General features: G+C 58.1%; 32 protein-coding genes. 30 read left to right on the plus strand and 2 right to left on the minus strand.

Translation table 11 applies throughout. From position 1 onward, the window contains the following. Window positions 1–81: 81 nt before the first annotated feature. Both EQW76_RS00215 and EQW76_RS00220 read right to left on the minus strand, forming a co-directional pair. Complete coding sequence (locus EQW76_RS00215; RefSeq protein ID WP_142822279.1) at window positions 82–792, minus strand: phosphatase PAP2 family protein; 711 nt, start codon at window positions 790–792, stop codon at window positions 82–84. Between the two features lie 161 nt (window positions 793–953). Continuing rightward, window positions 954–1,247: a transcriptional regulator gene (locus EQW76_RS00220; protein WP_142822280.1), complete on the minus strand. Its 294-nt coding sequence runs from the start codon at window positions 1,245–1,247 to the stop codon at window positions 954–956. A gap of 506 nt (window positions 1,248–1,753) precedes the next feature. Here EQW76_RS00220 and rpsL point away from each other — a divergent pair. From rpsL to EQW76_RS00370, 30 genes are all read left to right on the plus strand, one after another. Further along, complete coding sequence (gene rpsL / locus EQW76_RS00225; RefSeq protein WP_003507760.1) at window positions 1,754–2,125, plus strand: 30S ribosomal protein S12; 372 nt, start codon at window positions 1,754–1,756, stop codon at window positions 2,123–2,125. A 78-nt stretch (window positions 2,126–2,203) separates the two neighbouring features. Then, the gene (rpsG, locus tag EQW76_RS00230; protein WP_111220676.1) at window positions 2,204–2,674 is read left to right on the plus strand and encodes a 30S ribosomal protein S7; all 471 of its coding nucleotides are present in this window, start codon (window positions 2,204–2,206) and stop codon (window positions 2,672–2,674) included. 30 nt (window positions 2,675–2,704) lie between these two features. After that, the gene (gene fusA / locus EQW76_RS00235) at window positions 2,705–4,804 is read left to right on the plus strand and encodes an elongation factor G (protein ID WP_142822281.1); all 2,100 of its coding nucleotides are present in this window, start codon (window positions 2,705–2,707) and stop codon (window positions 4,802–4,804) included. Window positions 4,805–4,868: 64 nt separating this feature from the next. Beyond that, entirely contained in the window at window positions 4,869–6,044 is a 1,176-nt protein-coding gene (tuf, locus tag EQW76_RS00240; protein WP_142822264.1) for an elongation factor Tu, read from the plus strand. 321 nt (window positions 6,045–6,365) lie between these two features. Further along, on the plus strand, window positions 6,366–6,674 hold the full coding sequence (gene rpsJ / locus EQW76_RS00245) for a 30S ribosomal protein S10 (RefSeq protein ID WP_003547547.1): 309 nt from the start codon (window positions 6,366–6,368) through the stop codon (window positions 6,672–6,674). A gap of 39 nt (window positions 6,675–6,713) precedes the next feature. Further along, complete coding sequence (gene rplC, locus EQW76_RS00250; protein ID WP_142822282.1) at window positions 6,714–7,355, plus strand: 50S ribosomal protein L3; 642 nt, start codon at window positions 6,714–6,716, stop codon at window positions 7,353–7,355. A 13-nt stretch (window positions 7,356–7,368) separates the two neighbouring features. Next, on the plus strand, window positions 7,369–7,989 hold the full coding sequence (rplD, locus tag EQW76_RS00255; protein WP_142822283.1) for a 50S ribosomal protein L4: 621 nt from the start codon (window positions 7,369–7,371) through the stop codon (window positions 7,987–7,989). Then, window positions 7,986–8,279, plus strand: a complete 294-nt coding sequence (locus EQW76_RS00260; protein WP_111220680.1) for a 50S ribosomal protein L23 — start codon at window positions 7,986–7,988, stop codon at window positions 8,277–8,279. Before rplD ends, EQW76_RS00260 begins: the two co-directional genes overlap by 4 nt. An 11-nt stretch (window positions 8,280–8,290) precedes the next feature. Beyond that, window positions 8,291–9,127 (plus strand): 50S ribosomal protein L2, encoded by an 837-nt coding sequence (gene rplB / locus EQW76_RS00265; RefSeq protein ID WP_142822284.1) that lies wholly within the window; start codon window positions 8,291–8,293, stop codon window positions 9,125–9,127. A 15-nt stretch (window positions 9,128–9,142) separates the two neighbouring features. Beyond that, complete coding sequence (gene rpsS / locus EQW76_RS00270) at window positions 9,143–9,421, plus strand: 30S ribosomal protein S19 (RefSeq protein WP_111220682.1); 279 nt, start codon at window positions 9,143–9,145, stop codon at window positions 9,419–9,421. A gap of 2 nt (window positions 9,422–9,423) precedes the next feature. Then, on the plus strand, window positions 9,424–9,816 hold the full coding sequence (gene rplV, locus EQW76_RS00275; protein ID WP_111220683.1) for a 50S ribosomal protein L22: 393 nt from the start codon (window positions 9,424–9,426) through the stop codon (window positions 9,814–9,816). Next, window positions 9,816–10,532: a 30S ribosomal protein S3 gene (gene rpsC / locus EQW76_RS00280; RefSeq protein ID WP_111220684.1), complete on the plus strand. Its 717-nt coding sequence runs from the start codon at window positions 9,816–9,818 to the stop codon at window positions 10,530–10,532. Before rplV ends, rpsC begins: the two co-directional genes overlap by 1 nt. Before the next feature lie 34 nt (window positions 10,533–10,566). After that, window positions 10,567–10,980, plus strand: coding sequence for a 50S ribosomal protein L16 (rplP, locus tag EQW76_RS00285; RefSeq protein ID WP_111158089.1), 414 nt, complete (start codon window positions 10,567–10,569; stop codon window positions 10,978–10,980). 12 nt (window positions 10,981–10,992) lie between these two features. Beyond that, window positions 10,993–11,193: a 50S ribosomal protein L29 gene (gene rpmC / locus EQW76_RS00290; RefSeq protein ID WP_111220685.1), complete on the plus strand. Its 201-nt coding sequence runs from the start codon at window positions 10,993–10,995 to the stop codon at window positions 11,191–11,193. Window positions 11,194–11,205: 12 nt separating this feature from the next. Beyond that, entirely contained in the window at window positions 11,206–11,445 is a 240-nt protein-coding gene (gene rpsQ, locus EQW76_RS00295; protein ID WP_142822285.1) for a 30S ribosomal protein S17, read from the plus strand. Window positions 11,446–11,710: 265 nt separating this feature from the next. After that, window positions 11,711–12,079: a 50S ribosomal protein L14 gene (rplN, locus tag EQW76_RS00300; RefSeq protein WP_111158087.1), complete on the plus strand. Its 369-nt coding sequence runs from the start codon at window positions 11,711–11,713 to the stop codon at window positions 12,077–12,079. Between the two features lie 15 nt (window positions 12,080–12,094). Further along, entirely contained in the window at window positions 12,095–12,403 is a 309-nt protein-coding gene (gene rplX / locus EQW76_RS00305; RefSeq protein WP_111220688.1) for a 50S ribosomal protein L24, read from the plus strand. Continuing rightward, window positions 12,396–12,953, plus strand: a complete 558-nt coding sequence (gene rplE, locus EQW76_RS00310) for a 50S ribosomal protein L5 (RefSeq protein ID WP_142822286.1) — start codon at window positions 12,396–12,398, stop codon at window positions 12,951–12,953. The genes rplX and rplE overlap by 8 nt, the downstream gene beginning before the upstream one ends. Window positions 12,954–12,986: 33 nt before the next feature. Further along, a complete protein-coding gene (rpsN, locus tag EQW76_RS00315) occupies window positions 12,987–13,292 on the plus strand; it encodes a 30S ribosomal protein S14 (protein ID WP_111220690.1) in 306 nt (101 codons plus the stop codon). A 12-nt stretch (window positions 13,293–13,304) separates the two neighbouring features. After that, the gene (rpsH, locus tag EQW76_RS00320; protein ID WP_003547562.1) at window positions 13,305–13,703 is read left to right on the plus strand and encodes a 30S ribosomal protein S8; all 399 of its coding nucleotides are present in this window, start codon (window positions 13,305–13,307) and stop codon (window positions 13,701–13,703) included. Between the two features lie 44 nt (window positions 13,704–13,747). Beyond that, window positions 13,748–14,281, plus strand: a complete 534-nt coding sequence (gene rplF, locus EQW76_RS00325) for a 50S ribosomal protein L6 (RefSeq protein WP_111220691.1) — start codon at window positions 13,748–13,750, stop codon at window positions 14,279–14,281. Window positions 14,282–14,293: 12 nt separating this feature from the next. After that, entirely contained in the window at window positions 14,294–14,656 is a 363-nt protein-coding gene (rplR, locus tag EQW76_RS00330) for a 50S ribosomal protein L18 (protein WP_142822287.1), read from the plus strand. Between the two features lie 143 nt (window positions 14,657–14,799). Next, the gene (rpsE, locus tag EQW76_RS00335) at window positions 14,800–15,369 is read left to right on the plus strand and encodes a 30S ribosomal protein S5 (protein WP_111220693.1); all 570 of its coding nucleotides are present in this window, start codon (window positions 14,800–14,802) and stop codon (window positions 15,367–15,369) included. A gap of 13 nt (window positions 15,370–15,382) precedes the next feature. Continuing rightward, window positions 15,383–15,592 (plus strand): 50S ribosomal protein L30, encoded by a 210-nt coding sequence (gene rpmD, locus EQW76_RS00340; protein WP_142822288.1) that lies wholly within the window; start codon window positions 15,383–15,385, stop codon window positions 15,590–15,592. 15 nt (window positions 15,593–15,607) lie between these two features. Then, window positions 15,608–16,090 (plus strand): 50S ribosomal protein L15, encoded by a 483-nt coding sequence (rplO, locus tag EQW76_RS00345; RefSeq protein WP_111220695.1) that lies wholly within the window; start codon window positions 15,608–15,610, stop codon window positions 16,088–16,090. A 225-nt stretch (window positions 16,091–16,315) separates the two neighbouring features. Continuing rightward, entirely contained in the window at window positions 16,316–17,656 is a 1,341-nt protein-coding gene (gene secY / locus EQW76_RS00350) for a preprotein translocase subunit SecY (protein ID WP_142822289.1), read from the plus strand. Beyond that, complete coding sequence (locus tag EQW76_RS00355) at window positions 17,653–18,303, plus strand: adenylate kinase (protein ID WP_111220697.1); 651 nt, start codon at window positions 17,653–17,655, stop codon at window positions 18,301–18,303. The genes secY and EQW76_RS00355 overlap by 4 nt, the downstream gene beginning before the upstream one ends. A gap of 318 nt (window positions 18,304–18,621) precedes the next feature. Further along, on the plus strand, window positions 18,622–18,990 hold the full coding sequence (gene rpsM / locus EQW76_RS00360) for a 30S ribosomal protein S13 (protein WP_142822290.1): 369 nt from the start codon (window positions 18,622–18,624) through the stop codon (window positions 18,988–18,990). A gap of 132 nt (window positions 18,991–19,122) precedes the next feature. Continuing rightward, complete coding sequence (gene rpsK / locus EQW76_RS00365; RefSeq protein WP_111220699.1) at window positions 19,123–19,512, plus strand: 30S ribosomal protein S11; 390 nt, start codon at window positions 19,123–19,125, stop codon at window positions 19,510–19,512. 103 nt (window positions 19,513–19,615) lie between these two features. Next, window positions 19,616–20,626, plus strand: a complete 1,011-nt coding sequence (locus EQW76_RS00370; RefSeq protein WP_111220700.1) for a DNA-directed RNA polymerase subunit alpha — start codon at window positions 19,616–19,618, stop codon at window positions 20,624–20,626. Window positions 20,627–20,630: the final 4 nt, after the last annotated feature.

Consider the following 20,630-nt stretch of genomic DNA (forward strand, 5'->3'; position numbering starts at 1 on the left):
CGAGGATGACGGACGGTGCTGATGATAAAAGAAAGGGCTGCCCGGTTTGCCGGCGGCCCAATCACATAAACTTCGGCTATCTCACATGCCGAGCGCGGTACGCAACTCGGCCTTGGCCGCTTCGAATTCCGTCTTGTAGTCGTCATGAGTCATGATCGTCGATGCGATGACCGTGCCGGAGATGCGGCCGGCTTCGATATCGGTGGCGTAATGGATACCGCCAACCATGCGGTTATGGCCATATTCCCAGGCGCGGGCCATCAGCGCGGCTTTCTTTTCCGGCAGCATGTTGGAAAGCACGATCCCCATCAGGGTGCCGATTGTCGTATGGCCGGATGGATAGGAGCCGGACTTCGACAGCGGCACGACCGGGTGCACGAGATCGCTGTAGAGATGCGGGCGAGGGCGGTTCCAGACCTTCTTGGCGGGATCGGTGACAGCGCCTTCGGTTTCGACGATGCGATCGAAGAAGGCCGTGAACTTCGGCAGGTTTTCCTTGGTGAACTTCGGGCTGTCGATGACATCGGCAAAGCGCCAGACATTTTCCTCCGCGTCGGCAACGGCGCGAGCCGACTGCTCCGGTGTGCGGGTAACCTGAAGGGTCAGGATCTCGGCGAGCTCGGCCCTCATCTGGGCAGAGTCATTGGCCGGTGGCGGTGGTAGCAGCACCAGGAGGTTGACCTCAGTGGCGTCGGTAAACGGCTTGGCCTTGGCATCCTCGGCAAACGAGGGCAGGGCGATACCGATGGTGAAGGCAAGGCTGATGGCGCAGATCTTGGCAAAGTGTTGCATGGTGGCTCCCCTGATGCAGTGACACGCTGCGCAGGTATCAAGGGAGTGTTTTAGCTGTGTGACAGTTTTGTTGGGGGATGGTAGCGGGCAAGATAGATCGGACGCTAGGATACGCATAGCCCCTTAAATCAGGACCTTCAGCGCATCCGGCTCCATTGCATTCACCTGAATCGGATAATCGCCACTTCGCCTTCGAGCGCACCGTTGTAGGCCGATGCGTGGGGCTCCTCGGTGGGGACTTCCGTGAGCATGCCGATCTGGTCGAGATCGGCTTCGACGAAGCCTTCTTCGGAGAGGGCGTTCAGCGCCTCGCGCACGGCGGTGTCGTCGTCTGCTGCCCGCAGCATGACATGCAGTTCGACACCTTCGCCGCCATCGGTCTCGTAGCCCTTGCCGATGATGATGAAAACCATCGGGCCGTCATAGTTGTTGTCGTTGTCCGGATTGGTGATCATCGGGAAGTTCCTCAGGCGAGTCGATTCGATCTTGCGAATCTAGGGTTGCTGTAGCCCTGGCGTGCACGGCTGGTTGTCGATTCCTTATAGGCTTTCGATGCCATGCCAAAGTCTATCTTGTCACGGGAACCGCATTTCCCCTATAATTGGCCTCTAAAGCGCTGCTTTCCAGGGGTTTGGCGAGCGACGCGTCAAGATAATTTTGCGTCCGGCCTTGACGAAAGGCCTTGAAGCCAGTAGTACCCGCCCCATCAGAACAGATGTGAGGCATGGCTGTTCGGAGCGACACGCTCTGGAGATCACCTCAAACAAGGTTCTAAACGCACGTTGAATACAGGTTTTCCGCACGCATGACGCCATAGACTGGCGTCCTCTGCTTTGATGTGGTCCATCCGTGAAAGCGGGTCGGGCCACGCTTTGTGCATTACCGATACGTGTGGTGCTGCCGGAAACGGCGAATGTTATGCCCGCAAGGGTGTTGAGACAAGATTTTAAGGGATGGTTGAATGCCTACCGTAAACCAGCTGATCCGCAAGCCTCGCCAGGCACAGGTAAAGCGCAATAAGGTTCCTGCACTCCAGGAAAACCCGCAGAAGCGTGGCGTTTGCACACGCGTTTACACGACGACCCCGAAGAAGCCTAACTCGGCTCTGCGTAAGGTTGCCAAGATCCGCCTGACCAATGGCTTCGAAGTCATCGGCTACATTCCTGGTGAAGGCCATAACCTTCAGGAACACTCTGTCGTCATGATCCGTGGCGGCCGCGTAAAGGATTTGCCGGGCGTTCGTTACCACATCATCCGCGGCGTTCTCGATACCCAGGGTGTCAAGAACCGCAAGCAGCGCCGTTCCAAGTATGGCGCAAAGCGTCCGAAGTAATTTCGGGTTCAGAATTTAAGGTGCTGCGCGAGGTTCTCCGCGTGATAAGGCGCCGGCAACATTTGAAGAGACAAAACTATGTCAAGACGTCACAAAGCTGAAAAGCGCGAGATCAACCCGGACCCTAAGTTCGGCGATCTGATCGTTACGAAGTTCATGAATGCGATCATGCTGCACGGCAAGAAGTCGGTCGCTGAAACGATCGTTTACGGCGCGTTCGAAAACGTACAGGGCAAGTCCAAGCAGGACCCGCTCGTCGTGTTCCACTCTGCGCTCGACAACATCGCTCCGCACGTCGAAGTCCGTTCGCGCCGCGTCGGTGGTGCGACATACCAGGTTCCTGTTGACGTGCGCCCAGAGCGCCGCCAGGCACTTGCTATCCGCTGGCTGATCACTGCTGCCCGCAAGCGTAACGAAACCACCATGGTCGACCGTCTCTCGGGCGAACTGCTGGACGCCTCCAACAACCGTGGCAGCGCCGTCAAGAAGCGCGAAGACACGCACAAGATGGCTGATGCCAACCGTGCGTTCTCGCACTATCGCTGGTAATCTCGAACGGTATCCGAAAGGCAGTCCATTATGGCTCGCGAATATAAAATCGAAGACTACCGCAATTTCGGTATCATGGCGCATATCGACGCCGGCAAGACCACGACCACCGAGCGTATTCTTTATTACACCGGCAAGTCGCACAAGATCGGCGAAGTTCACGACGGCGCAGCCACGATGGACTGGATGGAGCAGGAACAGGAACGTGGGATCACGATCACCTCTGCTGCTACCACGACCTACTGGAAGGGTCGCGACGGCAAGACCCGCCGCTTCAACATCATCGATACTCCCGGCCACGTCGACTTCACGATTGAAGTCGAGCGTTCGCTGCGCGTACTCGACGGTGCGATTGCTCTTCTCGATGCCAACGCCGGTGTAGAGCCGCAGACGGAAACCGTCTGGCGTCAGGCTGAGAAGTACAATGTTCCGCGGATGATCTTCTGCAACAAGATGGACAAGACCGGCGCCGATTTCTATCGCTCGGTCGAGATGATCAAGACCCGTCTGGGTGCGATCGCTGTCGTCATGCAGCTGCCAATCGGCGCCGAAAGCGATTTCATCGGCGTTATCGATCTGGTCGAGATGAACGCCCTGATCTGGCGCGACGAGTCGCTCGGCGCCCAGTGGGATGTCACCGAGATTCCGGAAGACATGAAGGCCAAGGCGCAGGAATATCGCGAAAAGATGATCGAACAGGTCGTCGATATCGATGAAGCTGCTACGGAAGCCTATCTCGAAGGCATCATGCCTGACAACGAGAAGATCCGCGAACTCGTTCGTCGCGGCACCATCGACGTCAAGTTCCATCCGATGTTCTGCGGCACGGCCTTCAAGAACAAGGGCGTTCAGCCTTTGCTCGACGCCGTTGTCGACTACCTGCCTTCGCCGCTCGACATCCCGTCGATCGCCGGCATCGACGTGAAGACCGAAGCCGAAATCGCCCGTCATCCTTCGGATGAAGAGCCGCTTTCGATGCTCGCCTTCAAGATCATGAACGACCCCTTCGTCGGTTCGCTCACCTTCGCCCGTATCTACTCCGGCAAGCTCACTAAGGGCACCGCGGTCATGAACACGGTCAAGGAAAAGCGCGAGCGCATCGGCCGCATGCTGCAGATGCACTCGAATTCCCGTGAAGACATCGAAGAAGCTTTCGCTGGCGACATCGTTGCTCTCGCAGGCCTCAAGGAAACCACGACCGGCGACACGCTCTGCGATCCGCTGCACCAGGTTATCCTCGAGCGCATGGAATTCCCCGAGCCGGTCATCCAGATCGCCATCGAGCCGAAGACCAAGGGCGACCAGGAAAAGATGGGCCTCGCGCTCAACCGCCTGGCTGCTGAAGATCCTTCTTTCCGCGTCAAGACGGACGAAGAATCGGGCCAGACTATCATTGCCGGCATGGGCGAATTGCACCTCGACATCCTCGTCGACCGCATGCGCCGCGAATTCAAGGTAGAAGCCACCGTCGGCGCGCCGCAGGTTGCCTACCGCGAAACCATCACGAAGAAGCACGAGGAAGACTACACGCACAAGAAGCAGTCCGGCGGTACTGGCCAGTTCGCGCGCGTCAAGATCGTCTTCGAACCGAACCCTGATGGCGACGAATTCAAGTTCGAATCCAAGATCGTTGGTGGCTCTATTCCGAAGGAATACATCCCAGGCGTTCAGAAGGGCATCGAAAGCGTTATGTCGTCCGGTCCGCTGGCTGGCTTCCCGATGCTGGGCGTCAAGGCTACCCTCATCGACGGTGCCTTCCATGACGTCGACTCCTCGGTCCTCGCGTTCGAAATCGCCTCCCGCGCCTGCTTCCGTGAAGCAGCAAAGAAGGCCGGTGCTCAGCTTCTCGAGCCAATGATGAAGGTCGAAGTTGTTACGCCCGAAGATTATGTCGGCGACGTTATCGGCGACCTGAACTCGCGTCGTGGCCAGATCCAGGGCCAGGAAAGCCGCGGTATTGCCGTTGTCATCAATGCCAACGTGCCGCTCGCGAACATGTTCAAATACGTCGACAACCTGCGCTCCATGTCCCAGGGCCGTGCGCAGTACACGATGACCTTCGACCATTATTCGCCGGTTCCGTCGAACGTAGCCACTGAAATCCAGGCAAAGTATTCCGGTCAGAAATAACCGGAATACCAATTGACCGAAACAAGAATAATCCCGGTACGGGAAGAGATAACGGAGAGCCGAAATGGCAAAGAGTAAGTTTGAGCGCAACAAGCCGCACGTTAACATCGGCACGATTGGCCACGTTGACCACGGCAAGACGTCTCTGACGGCAGCGATCACGAAGTATTTCGGCGAATACAAGCGTTACGACCAGATCGACGCTGCCCCGGAAGAAAAGGCACGCGGCATCACGATCTCGACGGCTCACGTCGAATACGAAACGCCTGCCCGTCACTATGCACACGTCGACTGCCCCGGCCACGCCGACTACGTCAAGAACATGATCACCGGTGCTGCCCAGATGGACGGCGCGATCCTGGTCTGCTCGGCAGCCGACGGCCCGATGCCCCAGACCCGCGAGCACATCCTGCTTGCCCGTCAGGTTGGCGTTCCCGCCATCGTGGTGTTCCTGAACAAGGTCGACCAGGTCGACGACGAAGAGCTGCTCGAACTCGTTGAGCTCGAAGTCCGCGAACTTCTGTCGTCCTACGACTTCCCGGGCGACGATATCCCGATCATCAAGGGCTCGGCTCTGGCCGCTCTCGAAGATTCGGACAAGAAGATCGGCGAAGACGCCATCCGCGCTCTGATGGAAGCCGTCGACTCGTACATCCCGACGCCTGAGCGTCCGATCAACCTGCCGTTCCTGCTGCCGATCGAAGACGTGTTCTCGATCTCCGGCCGTGGTACGGTTGTTACCGGTCGCGTCGAGCGCGGCATCGTCAAGGTTGGTGAAGAAGTCGAAATCGTCGGCATCCGCGCAACGACCAAGACGACGGTTACCGGCGTTGAAATGTTCCGCAAGCTGCTCGATCAGGGCCAGGCTGGCGACAACATCGGCGCGCTGATCCGCGGCGTCACCCGTGACGGCGTCGAGCGTGGCCAGATTCTCTGCAAGCCAGGTTCGGTCAAGCCACACAAGAAGTTCATGGCTGAAGCCTACATCCTGACGAAGGAAGAAGGCGGTCGTCATACTCCGTTCTTCACCAACTATCGTCCGCAGTTCTACTTCCGCACGACGGACGTGACCGGCATCGTCTCCCTGCCTGAAGGCACGGAAATGGTCATGCCTGGCGACAACGTCACCGTTGCTGTCGAACTGATCGTGCCGATCGCCATGGAAGAAAAGCTGCGCTTCGCTATCCGCGAAGGCGGCCGTACCGTCGGCGCCGGCATCGTAGCCTCGATCGTCGAGTAATAACGGACGGCTGCCGCGCAAGCGGCAGCCGATACCGTGACAATAATATGAAGCAGGGGGCCTTGGCCGCTTGCTTATGACACGGAAATGTAGCAAATGGCGCGCAGGCGCGATTTGCGCGGTGCTTTGCATGTGGAATTCGCATGTCGAAGTGGCTTTTAAATAGAACAATAAGGTGGGCTAGGTAGCCCAAAGGCTGGATAGGGATGCCAAACACTGGTGTCCCTCTCGATCTTTGAAACCGGTGATCCGCCTTACGTCATAAGACAAACCGCATTCTCTCGAGGGCGCGGCGATAACAGACAACAAGGATAATGTCGAATGAACGGCCAGAATATCCGCATTCGCCTTAAGGCGTTCGATCATCGGATTCTCGACGCTTCTACGCGTGAGATCGTATCGACGGCTAAGCGCACCGGTGCAAGCGTCCGGGGCCCCGTTCCACTTCCGACCCGTATCGAGAAGTTTACGGTTAACCGCTCCCCGCACATCGACAAGAAGAGCCGCGAACAGTTCGAGATGCGCACGCATAAGCGCCTGCTCGACATCGTTGACCCGACCCCCCAGACAGTAGACGCGCTGATGAAGCTCGATCTCGCTGCTGGTGTCGATGTTGAGATCAAGCTCTGAGACTTACAGTCTTCGAGCTGAGTGAGAAGGATTGAACCGATGCGTTCAGGTGTGATTGCACAGAAGGTGGGAATGACGCGCGTCTATAATGACGCAGGCGAGCATGTCCCTGTTACGGTACTGCGTATGGAGAGCTGCCAGGTGGTGGCCCAGCGTACGGTCGAAAAGAATGGCTACGTCGCGGTCCAGGTTGGTTCTGGTGTGGCCAAGGTCAAGAATACCTCGAAGTCCCTGCGTGGCCACTTTGCCGCTGCAAACGTCGAACCGAAGACCAAGCTGCAGGAATTCCGGGTTTCGGAAGACAACCTGCTTGAAATCGGCGCCGAAATCACGGCTTCCCATTTCGCCGCTGGTCAGCTGGTCGATGTTACCGGCACCACGGTCGGTAAGGGCTTTGCCGGCGCTATCAAGCGTCACGGCTTCGGCGGCCTGCGCGCCACCCACGGCGTGTCCGTCTCGCACCGTTCGCACGGTTCGACCGGTTCGCGCCAGGATCCGGGCAAGGTATTCAAGAACAAGAAGATGGCTGGCCACATGGGCCAGACGCGCGTCACGACGCAGAACCTTGTAGTGGTTTCGACCGATGAAGATCGCGGTCTTATCCTGATCAAGGGTGCCGTCCCGGGCTCCAAGGGTGCCTGGATCATCGTTCGCGACGCCGTCAAGTCAGCCGCGAAGTAAGGGAGCCGAACCAATGGAATTTAACGTCAAGACCCTCGAGGGGAAAGACGCCGGGAAGGTCTCCCTTTCTGATGCGATTTTCGGCCTCCAGCCGCGCGAGGACATTCTCGCTCGCGTCATCCGCTGGCAGCTGGCAAAGAAGCGCGCTGGCACGCACAAGTCCAAGGGCCGTGCTGAAATCTGGCGCACCGGTGCCAAGATGTACAAGCAGAAGGGTACGGGCCGCGCTCGTCACCACTCCGCACGTGCACCTCAGTTCCGTGGCGGTGGTAAGGCTCACGGTCCGGTTGTTCGCAGCCACGAACATGATCTGCCGAAGAAGGTTCGCGCCCTCGGCCTGCGTCATGCTCTGTCGACGAAGTTCAAGGCTGAAGACATCATCGTTATCGATGACTTCATCGCAACGGAAGCCAAGACGAAGGTCCTGGCAAATACGTTCAATGCAATGGGCCTGACCAACGCGTTGCTCATTGGCGGTGCCGAGCTCGACGCCAACTTCAAGCTCGCAGCCGCAAACATCCCGAACATCGACTTTCTGCCGATCCAGGGCATCAACGTTTACGACATTCTGCGTCGCGGTAAGCTCGTGCTTTCCAAGGCCGCTGTCGAGGCTCTAGAGGAGCGCTTCAAGTGACCGATATTCGCCATTACGACGTGATCGTCTCGCCGTCGATCACCGAAAAGTCCACCATGGTTTCCGAGTATAATCAGGTTGTCTTCAACGTCGCCCTGACGGCTACCAAGCCGCAGATCAAGGCAGCTGTTGAAGCCCTGTTCGGCGTCAAGGTGACTGCTGTTAACACTCTGCGCCGCCTCGGCAAGACCAAGCGTTTTCGCGGTTTTGTCGGCAAGCAGAAAGACGTGAAGAAGGCGATCGTGACGCTGGCCGAAGGCCAGACCATCGACGTCTCCACAGGTCTGTGAGGAATTAGAAAATGGCATTGAAATCATTCAATCCGACGACCCCGAGCCAGCGTCAGCTGGTCATCGTCGACCGCTCGGCCCTCTACAAGGGCAAGCCGGTCAAGGCGCTGACGGAAGGTCTGTCGAAGAAGGGCGGCCGCAACAACACCGGTCGTATCACCGTTCGCTTCCAGGGCGGCGGTCACAAGCGGACCTACCGCCTCATCGACTTCAAGCGTCGCAAGTTCGACATCGAAGGTACGGTTGAACGTATCGAATACGACCCGAACCGCTCTGCCTTCATCGCTCTCATCAACTATGCCGATGGCGAGCAGCGCTACATCATCGCACCGCAGCGCCTGGCGCCCGGTGACAAGGTTATCGCTTCCGACAAGGTCGTGGACATCAAGCCTGGCAACGCCATGCCGCTGCAGTTCATCCCGGTCGGCTCGATCATCCACAACGTTGAGATGAAGCCGGGCAAGGGCGGCCAGATCGCTCGCTCCGCCGGTGCTTATGCGCAGCTGGTCGGCCGCGATGCAGGCCTCGCGATCCTTCGCCTCAACTCCGGCGAACAGCGCCTCGTACCAGGCACCTGCCTGGCTTCGATCGGTGCCGTTTCCAACCCGGACCACGGCAACACCAACGACGGCAAGGCCGGTCGTTCCGTTTGGCGCGGCAAGCGTCCGCATGTTCGCGGCGTCGTCATGAACCCGGTCGACCATCCGCACGGCGGTGGTGAAGGCCGGACCTCCGGTGGTCGCCATCCGGTGACACCTTGGGGCAAGCCGACGAAGGGTGCGCGTACGCGCTCCAACAAGTCGACCGATAAGATGATCATGCGCTCGCGCCATCAGCGCAAGAAGTAAGAGAGGAAGTCTCCAATGGCTCGTTCAGTATGGAAAGGTCCGTTTGTTGACGGCTATCTTCTCAAGAAGGCTGAGAAGGTTCGCGAAGGTGGACGCAACGAAGTGATCAAGATGTGGAGCCGTCGCTCCACCATCATGCCGCAGTTCGTCGGTCTGGTCTTTGGTGTCTACAACGGCAGCAAGCATATCCCGGTCAATGTCAACGAAGACATGGTCGGTCACAAGTTCGGTGAGTTCGCACCCACCCGTACCTATTACGGTCACGGCGCGGACAAGAAGGCGAAGAGGAAGTAACGATGGGCAAGGCAAAAACAGAACGCCGGCTCAAGGACAACGAAGCGCAGGCAGTCGCCCGCACGCTTCGTGTCAGCCCGCAGAAACTCAACCTCGTTGCTGCGCTTATCCGCGGCATGAAGGTCGAGCGCGCCTTGGCCGAGCTTGAATTTTCGCGCAAGCGGATCTCCGGAGCGGTCAAGAAGACCCTCGAATCGGCGATCGCAAACGCTGAAAACAATCACGATCTCGACGTCGACGCTCTCGTCGTCGCCGAGGCCTACGTCGGCAAGTCGATTGTCATGAAGCGCTTCCACGCTCGTGGTCGTGGTCGTGCATCGCGCGTCGAAAAGCCCTTCGCACATTTGACGATCGTCGTTCGCGAAGTGCAGCCAGCACAAGAGGAGGCCGCATAATGGGTCAGAAGATCAATCCAATCGGTTTCCGCCTTGGCATTAACCGCACTTGGGACAGCCGTTGGTTTGCAGACAACGCCGAATACGGCCAGTTGCTGCATGAAGACATCAAGATGCGCAAATTCGTCATGACCGAGCTGAAGCAGGCCGGCATTTCGAAGGTGGTTATCGAGCGTCCGCACAAGAAGTGCCGCGTCACGATCCACTCGGCGCGTCCGGGCCTGATCATCGGCAAGAAGGGTGCAGACATCGACAAGCTTCGCAAGAAGCTGGCCGACATGACGAACTCCGAAACGCACCTGAACATCGTCGAAGTCCGCAAGCCGGAAATCGATGCTGTCCTGGTCGCCCAGGGCATCGCTCAGCAGCTGGAACGTCGTATCGCTTTCCGCCGCGCCATGAAGCGCGCCGTTCAGTCGGCAATGCGTCTCGGTGCCGAAGGCATCAAGATCACTTGTGCCGGCCGTCTCGGTGGTGCTGAAATCGCCCGTACGGAATGGTATCGCGAAGGTCGCGTGCCGTTGCACACGCTGCGCGCCGACATCGACTACGGTACGGCTGAAGCCACCACCGCTTTCGGTATCTGCGGCATCAAGGTCTGGATCTTCAAGGGCGAAATCCTTGAGCACGACCCGATGGCATCTGAACGCCGTCAGGCCGAAGGCGATAGCCAGGGCCCAGCCAGCAGAGAAAACCGTCGCCGCGATCACGCCTAAGGGCGCTCGAGGTAGTTAATTCGGAGAATAGATTATGTTGCAGCCAAAGCGTACGAAGTACCGCAAGCAATTCAAGGGCCGCATCAAGGGCGTAGCCAAGGGCGGTTCTGATCTCGCATTCGGTGAATTCGGCCTGAAGGCCCAGGAACCGAATCGTGTCAACGCTCGTGAGATCGAGGCGGCTCGCCGCGCGATCACGCGTTTCATGAAGCGTGCCGGCCGTGTATGGATCCGGGTTTTCCCGGACGTACCGGTCACCAAGAAGCCGACCGAAGTCCGCATGGGTAAGGGCAAGGGCGGCGTCGAATACTGGGCATGCAAGGTCAAGCCCGGTCGTATGATGTTCGAGATCGACGGTGTCAGCGAAGAAATCGCCCGTGAGGCGCTTCGTCTGGGTTCTGCCAAGCTCTCGGTCAAGACGCGCTTCGTGCAGCGCATTGCAGAGTAAGGAAGAACAGCTATGAAAGCCGCAGATGTTCGCGCGTTCACCGCCGACCAACTCAAGGAAGAGCTAGCCAAGCTGAAGAAGGAGCAGTTCAACCTGCGCTTTCAGAAGGCCACCGGCCAGCTTGAAAAAGCCTCTCGTGTGAACGAGGTCCGCAAGGACATCGCCCGCGTGAAAACCATTGCCCGCCAGAAGGCGGCAGAAGCCAAGGCCTAAAGGAAAAATAAGATGCCGAAACGCATTCTGCAGGGCGTCGTGGTCAGCGACAAGAACGAAAAGACCGTCGTGGTTCGGGTCGAGCGCCGCTTTGCGCATCCGCTCCTCCAGAAGACGGTTCGTCGTTCTAAGAAGTACAAGGCCCACGACGAGAACAACGCATACAAGACCGGCGATATGGTTTCTATCGAGGAATGCGCGCCGATCTCCAAGGACAAGACCTGGACGGTCGTTTCCGGTCAGGTTAAGTAAGAATTTGCGGCGAGGCCTTGCGTCTTGCCGTAATTTCTATATGAAGCAGCGACGGAACGCCTGAGACTCGGGCGTTCTTTTGCTTTTAGCGCACGGAAGGTCCCATTGGGGAAACCACCCTGGCAAGATCGATCCCGCGCTGGCTGAAGCTACTGCCTTGTTTTCACTCTTCCTTTTTGGAGGGGCGCAAGCGGGTAAACAATTCCATAAGCCGGGATAGGGGGCTCTGCCCAACCATTCCGGTATAACAAGAAGGCGACCTGATATGATTCAGATGCAAACAAACCTCGACGTCGCGGATAATTCCGGCGCACGTCGTGTCATGTGCATCAAGGTGCTGGGCGGTTCGAAGCGCAAGTATGCCTCGATTGGCGACATTATCGTCGTCTCGATCAAGGAAGCTATTCCGCGCGGCCGCGTAAAGAAGGGTGACGTGATGAAGGCTGTGGTCGTTCGCACAGCTGCCTCGATCCGCCGTGCGGATGGAAGCGTCATTCGTTTCGATACCAATGCAGCAGTACTTATCGACAACAAGAAAGAGCCGATCGGCACACGTATCTTCGGACCGGTTCCGCGCGAACTTCGCGCTAAGAACCACATGAAGATCATCTCGCTCGCTCCTGAAGTTCTGTAAGGGGAGCGGTTAAAGATGCAAAAGATCCGCAAGGGCGACAAGGTCGTCATTCTGGCTGGTAAGGACAAGGGTCGTACCGGCGAAGTCATTCAAGTGATGCCGAAGGAAGACCGCGCAGTCGTTCGCGGCGTGAACATGGTAAAGCGCCATACACGCCAGTCGCAGTCGCAGGAAGCCGGCATCATCAACAAGGAAGCCTCGCTTCACCTGTCCAACATCGCGATTGTCGACAAGGACGGCAAGCCGACCCGCGTCGGTTTCCAGGTCGTTGATGGTAAGAAGGTCCGCGTGGCCAAGCGTTCGGGAGATGTGATCGATGGCTGAGGCTAAATACGAACCGCGCCTGAAGACGGAATACGTAACCCGTATTCGCGCAGCGCTGCAGGAACAGTTCTCCTACACCAACGAGATGATGATCCCCAAGCTGGACAAGATCGTCATCAACATGGGTGTGGGCGAGGCGACAGCTGACTCCAAGAAGCCGACGATTGCTGCTGCCGACCTGGCCGCAATCGCTGGCCAGAAGCCGGTCATCACTTTCGCGCGCAATTCCATCGCTGGCTTCAAGGTCCGCGAAAATATGCCAATCGGTGCCAAGGTCACGCTCCGTGGCGCCCGCATGTATGAGTTCGTGGATCGCCTGATCAACATCGCGCTTCCGCGCGTTCGCGACTTTCGCGGCCTGAACCCGAAGAGCTTTGACGGTCGTGGCAACTTCGCCATGGGCATCAAGGAACACATTGTGTTCCCAGAGATCAACTACGACAAGGTTGATCAGATGTGGGGCATGGACATCATCGTTTGCACGACGGCGACCAAGGACGACGAAGCTAGGGCTCTGCTCACAGAGTTCAACTTCCCGTTCCGCACGTAACCGTAACGACGAGCGTAGAAAAGGAAATCAAATATGGCGAAGACAAGCGCAGTTGAAAAGAACAAGCGCCGCCGCAATACGGTTGCTAACAGTGCCGCAAAGCGTGCCGCGCTGAAGGCAACCATCATGAACCAGTCCCTTCCGATCGAAGAGCGGTTCAAGGCTACCCTGAAGCTCGCATCGCTGCCGCGCGATGGATCCAAGACTCGCGTCCGTAACCGTTGCGAGATCACCGGTCGTCCGCGCGCCTACTACCGCAAGCTGCGCATGTCGCGTATCGCACTGCGTGAATTTGGCAATTTCGGCAAGGTGCCGGGCATTGTCAAGTCGAGCTGGTAAGGAGTAGCCCACATGACAATGACAGATCCATTGGGCGATATGCTCACACGCATCCGTAACGGTGCCTCGCGTCGCAAGTCGTCGGTTTCGACGCCTGCTTCCAAGCTCCGTGCACGTGTTCTCGATGTCCTTCAGTCCGAAGGTTACATTCGTGGCTATTCCGTCGTCGATTTCGGCAACGGCAAGTCCGAGCTCAGCATCGAGCTGAAATATTATGAAGGCGCATCGGTCATCCGTGAGATCGGCCGTGTGTCTAAGCCGGGCCGCCGGGTTTATGTCTCGGTCAAGTCCATTCCGCAGGTCGCGAACGGTCTCGGCATCACTATCCTTTCTACTCCGAAGGGCGTGATGGCCGACCACCAGGCTCGTGAACAGAATGTTGGTGGCGAGGTTCTTTGCTCGGTCTTCTAAGGCTGGTCTAAAGAATTTCCCTCGAAACAGACAGGTTTGAAAAAATGTCTCGTATCGGCAAGAAGCCCGTTCAGGTGCCTGCAGGAATCACGGCCACGATTGATGGCCAAAAAGTGACTGCTAAGGGCCCCAAGGGTGAACTGTTTTTCGTCGCGAATGACGATATCGGTCTCAAGCTCGAAGATAATGCGATTGTTGTGACGCCGCTCAACGACAGCAAGAATGCTCGCTCAAAGTGGGGGATGTCCCGCACGATGGTCGAAAACATCCTGGTTGGCGTCAAGGACGGTTACGAGCGCAAGCTCGAAATCAACGGCGTTGGTTACCGCGCGGCCCTGCAGGGCAAGAACCTGCAGTTGGCGCTTGGTTTCTCCCACGACGTGATTTATGAACCGCCAGTCGGAATCACAATTGCTGTGCCGAAGCCGACGGAAATCGTCGTCACCGGTATCAACAAGCAGCAGGTCGGCCAGGTGGCCGCAGAAATCCGCGAATACCGTGGCCCCGAGCCTTACAAGGGCAAGGGCGTCAAGTATGCCGGTGAGCGGATCATCCGCAAAGAAGGCAAGAAGAAGTAAGGATCACGCGAAATGGCTAGCAGGAAAGAAGCACTTGCACGTCGTGCCAACCGCGTGCGTCGTCATCTTAAGTCGGTGGCTAACGGCCGTCCGCGCCTGTCGGTTCATCGCTCTTCGAAGAACATCTACGCCCAGGTCATCGACGATGTGGCCGGCAAGACGCTTGCGTCTGCCTCCACTCTCGACAAGGATCTGCGCGGTTCTCTGAAGACCGGTGCTGACACAGCAGCGGCAACGCTCGTCGGCAAGCTCGTTGCAGAGCGCGCCTCCAAGGCGGGCGTCAACGAGGTCGTGTTCGACCGCGGCGCCTTCATCTATCACGGTCGCATCAAGGCTCTGGCCGAAGCTGCCCGTGAAGGCGGTCTCACCTTCTAATATAAATTTCCGGCCGGTGGCGTAAAGCTCCCGGCCGGATTTCGGTCTTTTCAGACCATCACCGGACCACAGGGCAGCGAAAAGCCCGATGTGGTCTTGTTGCAGTTGCCGATTGCACCCGGAAAAGAAAAAGGAAAAGGACAATGGCACAAGAAAAAAGAGGTTCTCGGGACGATCGCCAGAACCGTGACGAGCGCGATAGCGAATTCGTCGACAAGCTGGTCGCGATCAATCGCGTTGCCAAGGTCGTCAAGGGCGGCCGTCGTTTCGGCTTTGCAGCTCTCGTCGTCGTCGGCGACCAGAAGGGCCGCGTTGGCTTCGGTCACGGCAAGGCGCGCGAAGTGCCTGAAGCTATCCGCAAGGCAACGGAAGCCGCCAAGCGCGAGCTGATCTTCGTTCCCCTGCGTGACGGCCGTACGCTGCATCACGACATCCATGGCCGTCATGGCGCCGGCAAGGTTCTGCTGCGCTCTGCCAAGGCTGGTACCGGCATCATCGCCGGTGGTCCGATGCGCGCCGTATTCGAAACGCTCGGCGTTCACGACGTCGTCGCCAAGTCGACCGGTTCGTCGAACCCATACAACATGGTTCGCGCAACGTTCGACGCTCTGAAGCAACAGATCCATCCGAAGGACATCGCAGCTCAGCGCGGCATCAAGTATGCCACTCTGCAGGCTCGTCGTATTGCCTCCGGTAATGCGTCTGAAGAATAAGGGAGTTTGACCTATGGCCAAGACGACCAAGAAGACCGAAGCAAAGACCGTTACGGTCGAGCAGATCGGTAGCCCAATTCGCCGTCCGGACGTTCAGGAAAAGACTCTGATCGGCCTCGGATTGAACAAGATGCACCGTCGCCGCACTCTGGAGGATACTCCTTCGGTTCGTGGAATGATCCGTGCTGTCCAGCATCTCGTTCGCGTCGTCGACGAGAAGTAAGCCGGAGGATTCGTTATGAAACTGAATGAAATCACCGACAACGAAGGTTCGACCCACTCCCGCAAGCGCCTCGGCCGCGGTATTGGTTCGGGCAAGGGCAAGACCGGTGGTCGCGGCGTCAAGGGGCAGAAGTCCCGTTCGGGCGTAGCGATCAACGGCTTTGAAGGCGGTCAGATGCCAATCTACCGTCGTCTGCCTAAGCGCGGCTTCAACAACATCTTCAAGTCCGACTACGTCGTCGTATCGGTTGCTCGCCTCCAGGCAGCAGTCGACGCCGGCAAGCTGGACGCGAAGACGACGATCGATGCCGTGGCTCTCAAGGCTGCCGGCGTTATCCGTCGCGTCAAGGACGGCGTCCGGATCCTGTCCGACGGCGAAATCTCGGCGAAGCTGACCCTCGAAGTCGCAGGCGCTTCCAAGTCTGCTGTCGAGAAGATCGAGAAGGCTGGCGGCTCCATCAAGCTTTTGGCTGCCGCACCTGTCGCAGCTTCGGAATAATACAGACGAATTAATCGCCCGGGGTGCTTCACACCGGGCGATTTTGCTCCCATATGTGAGCTTCGGATCCTGAGTCGTGCGTTCGCGCGGGGAGGGCGATGACGGGACCTTCGGCCGGCATGCGCTCTTGCATCGCAGTCCACCCAATGCTCGACTTTTTAAACAATTTGATTACACATTCCGGACTCGGCCGATTTAGCCGGAATTGGTAGTGCGGAGATTTGCATGGCGTCTGCAGCGGAACAATTGGCATCCAATCTCAACTTTTCAACCTTTGCCAAGGCAGAGGATCTGAAAAAGCGGCTTTGGTTCACGCTCGGTGCGTTGCTTGTCTATCGCCTCGGCACCCATATCCCCCTTCCAGGCCTTAATCCTGCTGCCTATGCCCAGGCTTTCCAGGGCCAGGCGGGCGGCATCCTCGGTCTTTTCAACATGTTTTCCGGTGGCGCTGTCCAGCGCATGGCGATCTTCGCTCTCGGCATCATGCCCTACATCTCCGCTTCGATTATCGTGCAGCTGATGACTTCGGTCGTTCCCGCGCTCGAAAACCTGAAGAAGGAAGGCGAACAGGGCCGCAAGATCATCAATCAATACACGCGCTACGGCACGGTGCTGCTCGGCACGCTGCAAGCCTATGGCATCGCGGTGGGGCTTGAGAGCGGTAACGGACTTGTCGTCCAGCCCGGCGTCTTCTTTATCGTCTCCACGGTCATCACGCTGCTCGGCGGCACGATGTTCCTGATGTGGCTCGGTGAACAGATCACCTCGCGCGGTATCGGCAACGGCATTTCGCTGATCATCTTCGCCGGCATTGCAGCTGGCCTGCCATCGGCCTTGGCTGGCACGCTGGAACTCGGACGCACCGGCGCACTTTCGACCGCACTCATTCTCCTGGTCCTCGTCGTTGCCGTTGCGGTTATCGCCCTCATCGTCTTCGTGGAGCGCGCCCAGCGTCGTCTTTTGATCCAGTATCCGAAGCGCCAGGTCGGCAACCGCATGTTCCAGGGCGATACCTCGCACCTGCCGCTGAAGCTCAATACATCGGGCGTCATCCCGGCTATCTTCGCTTCCTCGCTGCTGCTTCTGCCAGCGACGCTCGCAGGTTTTGCCAACACCGCCGGAATGCCTGTCTGGGCAACGTCGATCGTCGCAGCCCTCGGCCACGGTCGTCCGCTCTACATGGTGCTCTATGCGCTGATGATCGCCTTCTTCGCGTTCTTCTATACGGCCATCGTCTTCAATCCGAAGGACACGGCCGATAATCTCAAGAAGCACGGCGGGTTCATTCCCGGCATTCGCCCGGGTGAGCGCACGGCTGAATACATTGACTATGTGTTGACCCGCATCACCGTGGTCGGCGCCATCTACCTCGTGGTTGTCTGCATTCTGCCGGAAATCCTCGTTTCTCAGACAGGCATCCCGCTCGCCCTCGGCGGCACTTCACTCTTGATCGTCGTCAGTGTGACGCTTGACACGGTAGCGCAGATCCAGGGTCACCTGATCGCGCAGCAGTATGAAGGTCTGATCAAGAAGTCGAAGTTGCGCGGAGGAAAGCGGGGGAGATGAGACTTATCCTTTTGGGACCACCGGGCGCCGGCAAGGGTACCCAGGCTCAGCGTATAGTCGAAAAGTACGGTATCCCGCAGCTCTCCACCGGCGACATGCTGCGTGCGGCAGTCTCGGCGGGCACTGAAGTCGGCAAGCGCGCCAAGGCTGTCATGGATGCCGGCAAGCTGGTGTCCGACGAGATCGTCAATGCGATCATCTCGGAGCGCATTGACGCCGAAGATTGTGCCAAGGGCTTCATCCTGGACGGCTTTCCGCGCACGCTGGTGCAGGCCGATGCCACCGAGAAGATGCTCGCTGCCAAGGGCATGCAGCTCTCGGGTGTCGTCGAGATCAAGGTCGATGACGTCGTGCTCGCGGACCGGGTTTCCGGACGCTATACCTGCGCCAACTGCGGTGCGGGTTATCACGACACCAACCTGAAGCCGAAGGTCGAGGGTGTCTGCGATCGCTGTGGTTCGACGCACTTCAAGCGCCGCCCTGACGATACGCGCGAAACCGTGGTGACGCGCATGCAGGCCTACTATAAGGAAACGGCGCCTTTGATTGGCTACTACTATGCCAAGAAAATGCTTCATTCGGTTGACGGCATGGCGGATATCGATCATGTCACAGCAGAAGTCGAAAAGATTCTCTCCAGCCTTTGAGCTTCGGAGAGTTGTTGTCGGGCCATTCAACGGCCTGACGACGATTTCGCAAAACAATTGCGGCGCATGAGTCGGTCGGACCGGTGGTCGGGGCGGGGATAAGCCAAAATAAAATTAGCGGAACAGTTGCCTTTTGGCAGTGATTCCGCTAAACACCGCGCCAACTCGCGACATAGCTGCGATCGGCGCGGACTTCCCTCGGGAATTCCGGGTTCGGTCGTTTTGACATGTTATCGACCTCGAATTGAACAGGCGGCCTCTACGGTCGCGTAACAGAGACCTTTGCCTGATGGCAAACGGAACGCAAGGAGAATAGGCGTGGCACGTATCGCTGGCGTCAACATCCCGACGGCAAAGCGCGTAGTAATTGCGCTGACCTATATTCACGGGATTGGACAGAAGTTTGCGCAGGAAATCGTTACCAAGGTTGGTATCCCGGCTGAGCGCCGCGTTCACCAGCTGACGGATGCCGAAGTCCTGCAGATCCGCGAAACAATCGACCGCGATTACCAGGTCGAAGGCGACCTGCGTCGCGAGACGTCGATGAACATCAAGCGTCTGATGGACCTGGGCTGCTACCGCGGTCTTCGTCATCGTCGCGGCCTGCCGGTTCGCGGTCAGCGCACGCACACCAATGCCCGCACCCGCAAGGGTCCGGCAAAGGCGATTGCTGGCAAGAAGAAGTAATCACCGGGCAACCGTGTGAGGGAGGCTGGCGGTTCCGCCGGCCTCTTTTGAGTTTGGCGAAGGGCCTTAGCGCCCTGCGCCGGTGTAGCCGCTGGCATTACGGCGGTGCAGAGATCCACGAAAGGGACTACTATGGGCAAGGAAGCCGTCCGCATTCGCCGTCGCGAACGCAAGAACATCTCGTCGGGCGTTGCGCACGTCAACTCGACGTTCAACAACACGATGATCACCATCACCGATGCGCAGGGCAATGCGATTGCCTGGTCGTCTGCTGGCGCCAAGGGCTTCAAGGGCTCGCGCAAGTCGACACCGTTCGCAGCGCAGATCGCCGCTGAAGATGCTGCCAAGAAGGCGCAGGAACATGGCATGAAGTCGCTTGAAGTCGAAGTTTGCGGTCCAGGTTCGGGTCGTGAGTCGGCTCTGCGCGCGCTCCAGGCTGCCGGTTTCATGATCACGTCGATCCGCGATGTGACCCCGATCCCGCACAACGGTTGCCGCCCACGCAAGAAGCGTCGCGTATAATCATCGCCAATCACACACCGGTGAGCGCCCAATAGGCGATCTCCGGTGCTTCTCAAGCTCGGTTGCCACGATTGGATGGTGGTAACGAACGGAAGGCAGGAATATGATTCAGAAGAATTGGCAGGAACTGATCAAGCCGAACAAGGTCGAGTTTTCCTCGGGCGGCCGCACAAAGGTCAACCTTGTCGCTGAACCGCTTGAGCGTGGCTTTGGCCTGACGCTCGGCAACGCGCTGCGTCGCGTGCTTCTGTCCTCGCTGCGCGGCGCCGCCGTCACGGCGGTACAGATCGACGGCGTACTGCATGAGTTCTCCTCGATCCCGGGCGTTCGCGAAGACGTTACGGATATCGTTCTGAACATCAAGGAAATCGCCATCAAGATGGACGGCGACGATGCCAAGCGCATGGTCGTTCGCAAGCAGGGTCCAGGCGTTGTCACCGCCGGCGACATCCAGACGGTCGGCGACATCGAGATCCTCAACCCGGATCACGTCATCTGCACGCTCGACGAAGGCGCTGAAATCCGCATGGAATTCACCGTCAACAACGGCAAGGGCTATGTTCCGGCAGAGCGCAATCGTGCGGAAGACGCACCGATTGGTCTCATCCCGGTAGACAGCCTCTACTCGCCGGTCAAGAAAGTGTCCTACAAGGTGGAAAACACCCGCGAAGGCCAGGTTCTCGATTACGACAAGTTGCTGATGGCCATCGAAACGGACGGCTCGATCTCCGGTGAAGATGCAGTCGCTTTCGCGGCCCGCATCTTGCAGGACCAGCTCGGCGTTTTCGTCAACTTCGACGAACCGCAGAAGGATGTCGAAGAAGAGACAGTCACCGAACTGGCCTTCAACCCGGCTCTCCTCAAGAAGGTGGACGAACTGGAACTGTCTGTCCGCTCGGCAAACTGCCTGAAGAACGACAACATCGTCTATATCGGCGACCTTATTCAGAAGACCGAAGCCGAAATGCTCCGCACTCCGAATTTCGGCCGCAAGTCGCTGAACGAAATCAAGGAAGTTCTCGCTTCCATGGGCCTGCATCTCGGCATGGAAGTGCCGGCCTGGCCCCCAGAGAACATCGAAGATCTCGCCAAGCGCTACGAAGATCAGTACTGAGCGG

Source organism: Rhizobium sp. rho-13.1 (assembly GCF_007000305.1).
GTDB lineage: Bacteria > Pseudomonadota > Alphaproteobacteria > Rhizobiales > Rhizobiaceae > Rhizobium > Rhizobium rhododendri.

What these genes read in the sequence shown, in the direction of transcription:
- EQW76_RS00215 (WP_142822279.1), bottom strand. Translation starts at nt 792, where the DNA reads ATGCAACACTTTGCCAAGATCTGCGCCATCAGCCTTGCCTTCACCATC.
- EQW76_RS00220 (WP_142822280.1), bottom strand. Translation starts at nt 1,247, where the DNA reads ATGATCACCAATCCGGACAACGACAACAACTATGACGGCCCGATGGTT.
- rpsL (WP_003507760.1), top strand. Translation starts at nt 1,754, where the DNA reads ATGCCTACCGTAAACCAGCTGATCCGCAAGCCTCGCCAGGCACAGGTA.
- rpsG (WP_111220676.1), top strand. Translation starts at nt 2,204, where the DNA reads ATGTCAAGACGTCACAAAGCTGAAAAGCGCGAGATCAACCCGGACCCT.
- fusA (WP_142822281.1), top strand. Translation starts at nt 2,705, where the DNA reads ATGGCTCGCGAATATAAAATCGAAGACTACCGCAATTTCGGTATCATG.
- tuf (WP_142822264.1), top strand. Translation starts at nt 4,869, where the DNA reads ATGGCAAAGAGTAAGTTTGAGCGCAACAAGCCGCACGTTAACATCGGC.
- rpsJ (WP_003547547.1), top strand. Translation starts at nt 6,366, where the DNA reads ATGAACGGCCAGAATATCCGCATTCGCCTTAAGGCGTTCGATCATCGG.
- rplC (WP_142822282.1), top strand. Translation starts at nt 6,714, where the DNA reads ATGCGTTCAGGTGTGATTGCACAGAAGGTGGGAATGACGCGCGTCTAT.
- rplD (WP_142822283.1), top strand. Translation starts at nt 7,369, where the DNA reads ATGGAATTTAACGTCAAGACCCTCGAGGGGAAAGACGCCGGGAAGGTC.
- rplB (WP_142822284.1), top strand. Translation starts at nt 8,291, where the DNA reads ATGGCATTGAAATCATTCAATCCGACGACCCCGAGCCAGCGTCAGCTG.
- rpsS (WP_111220682.1), top strand. Translation starts at nt 9,143, where the DNA reads ATGGCTCGTTCAGTATGGAAAGGTCCGTTTGTTGACGGCTATCTTCTC.
- rplV (WP_111220683.1), top strand. Translation starts at nt 9,424, where the DNA reads ATGGGCAAGGCAAAAACAGAACGCCGGCTCAAGGACAACGAAGCGCAG.
- rpsC (WP_111220684.1), top strand. Translation starts at nt 9,816, where the DNA reads ATGGGTCAGAAGATCAATCCAATCGGTTTCCGCCTTGGCATTAACCGC.
- rplP (WP_111158089.1), top strand. Translation starts at nt 10,567, where the DNA reads ATGTTGCAGCCAAAGCGTACGAAGTACCGCAAGCAATTCAAGGGCCGC.
- rpmC (WP_111220685.1), top strand. Translation starts at nt 10,993, where the DNA reads ATGAAAGCCGCAGATGTTCGCGCGTTCACCGCCGACCAACTCAAGGAA.
- rpsQ (WP_142822285.1), top strand. Translation starts at nt 11,206, where the DNA reads ATGCCGAAACGCATTCTGCAGGGCGTCGTGGTCAGCGACAAGAACGAA.
- rplN (WP_111158087.1), top strand. Translation starts at nt 11,711, where the DNA reads ATGATTCAGATGCAAACAAACCTCGACGTCGCGGATAATTCCGGCGCA.
- rplX (WP_111220688.1), top strand. Translation starts at nt 12,095, where the DNA reads ATGCAAAAGATCCGCAAGGGCGACAAGGTCGTCATTCTGGCTGGTAAG.
- rplE (WP_142822286.1), top strand. Translation starts at nt 12,396, where the DNA reads ATGGCTGAGGCTAAATACGAACCGCGCCTGAAGACGGAATACGTAACC.
- rpsN (WP_111220690.1), top strand. Translation starts at nt 12,987, where the DNA reads ATGGCGAAGACAAGCGCAGTTGAAAAGAACAAGCGCCGCCGCAATACG.
- rpsH (WP_003547562.1), top strand. Translation starts at nt 13,305, where the DNA reads ATGACAATGACAGATCCATTGGGCGATATGCTCACACGCATCCGTAAC.
- rplF (WP_111220691.1), top strand. Translation starts at nt 13,748, where the DNA reads ATGTCTCGTATCGGCAAGAAGCCCGTTCAGGTGCCTGCAGGAATCACG.
- rplR (WP_142822287.1), top strand. Translation starts at nt 14,294, where the DNA reads ATGGCTAGCAGGAAAGAAGCACTTGCACGTCGTGCCAACCGCGTGCGT.
- rpsE (WP_111220693.1), top strand. Translation starts at nt 14,800, where the DNA reads ATGGCACAAGAAAAAAGAGGTTCTCGGGACGATCGCCAGAACCGTGAC.
- rpmD (WP_142822288.1), top strand. Translation starts at nt 15,383, where the DNA reads ATGGCCAAGACGACCAAGAAGACCGAAGCAAAGACCGTTACGGTCGAG.
- rplO (WP_111220695.1), top strand. Translation starts at nt 15,608, where the DNA reads ATGAAACTGAATGAAATCACCGACAACGAAGGTTCGACCCACTCCCGC.
- secY (WP_142822289.1), top strand. Translation starts at nt 16,316, where the DNA reads ATGGCGTCTGCAGCGGAACAATTGGCATCCAATCTCAACTTTTCAACC.
- EQW76_RS00355 (WP_111220697.1), top strand. Translation starts at nt 17,653, where the DNA reads ATGAGACTTATCCTTTTGGGACCACCGGGCGCCGGCAAGGGTACCCAG.
- rpsK (WP_111220699.1), top strand. Translation starts at nt 19,123, where the DNA reads ATGGGCAAGGAAGCCGTCCGCATTCGCCGTCGCGAACGCAAGAACATC.
- EQW76_RS00370 (WP_111220700.1), top strand. Translation starts at nt 19,616, where the DNA reads ATGATTCAGAAGAATTGGCAGGAACTGATCAAGCCGAACAAGGTCGAG.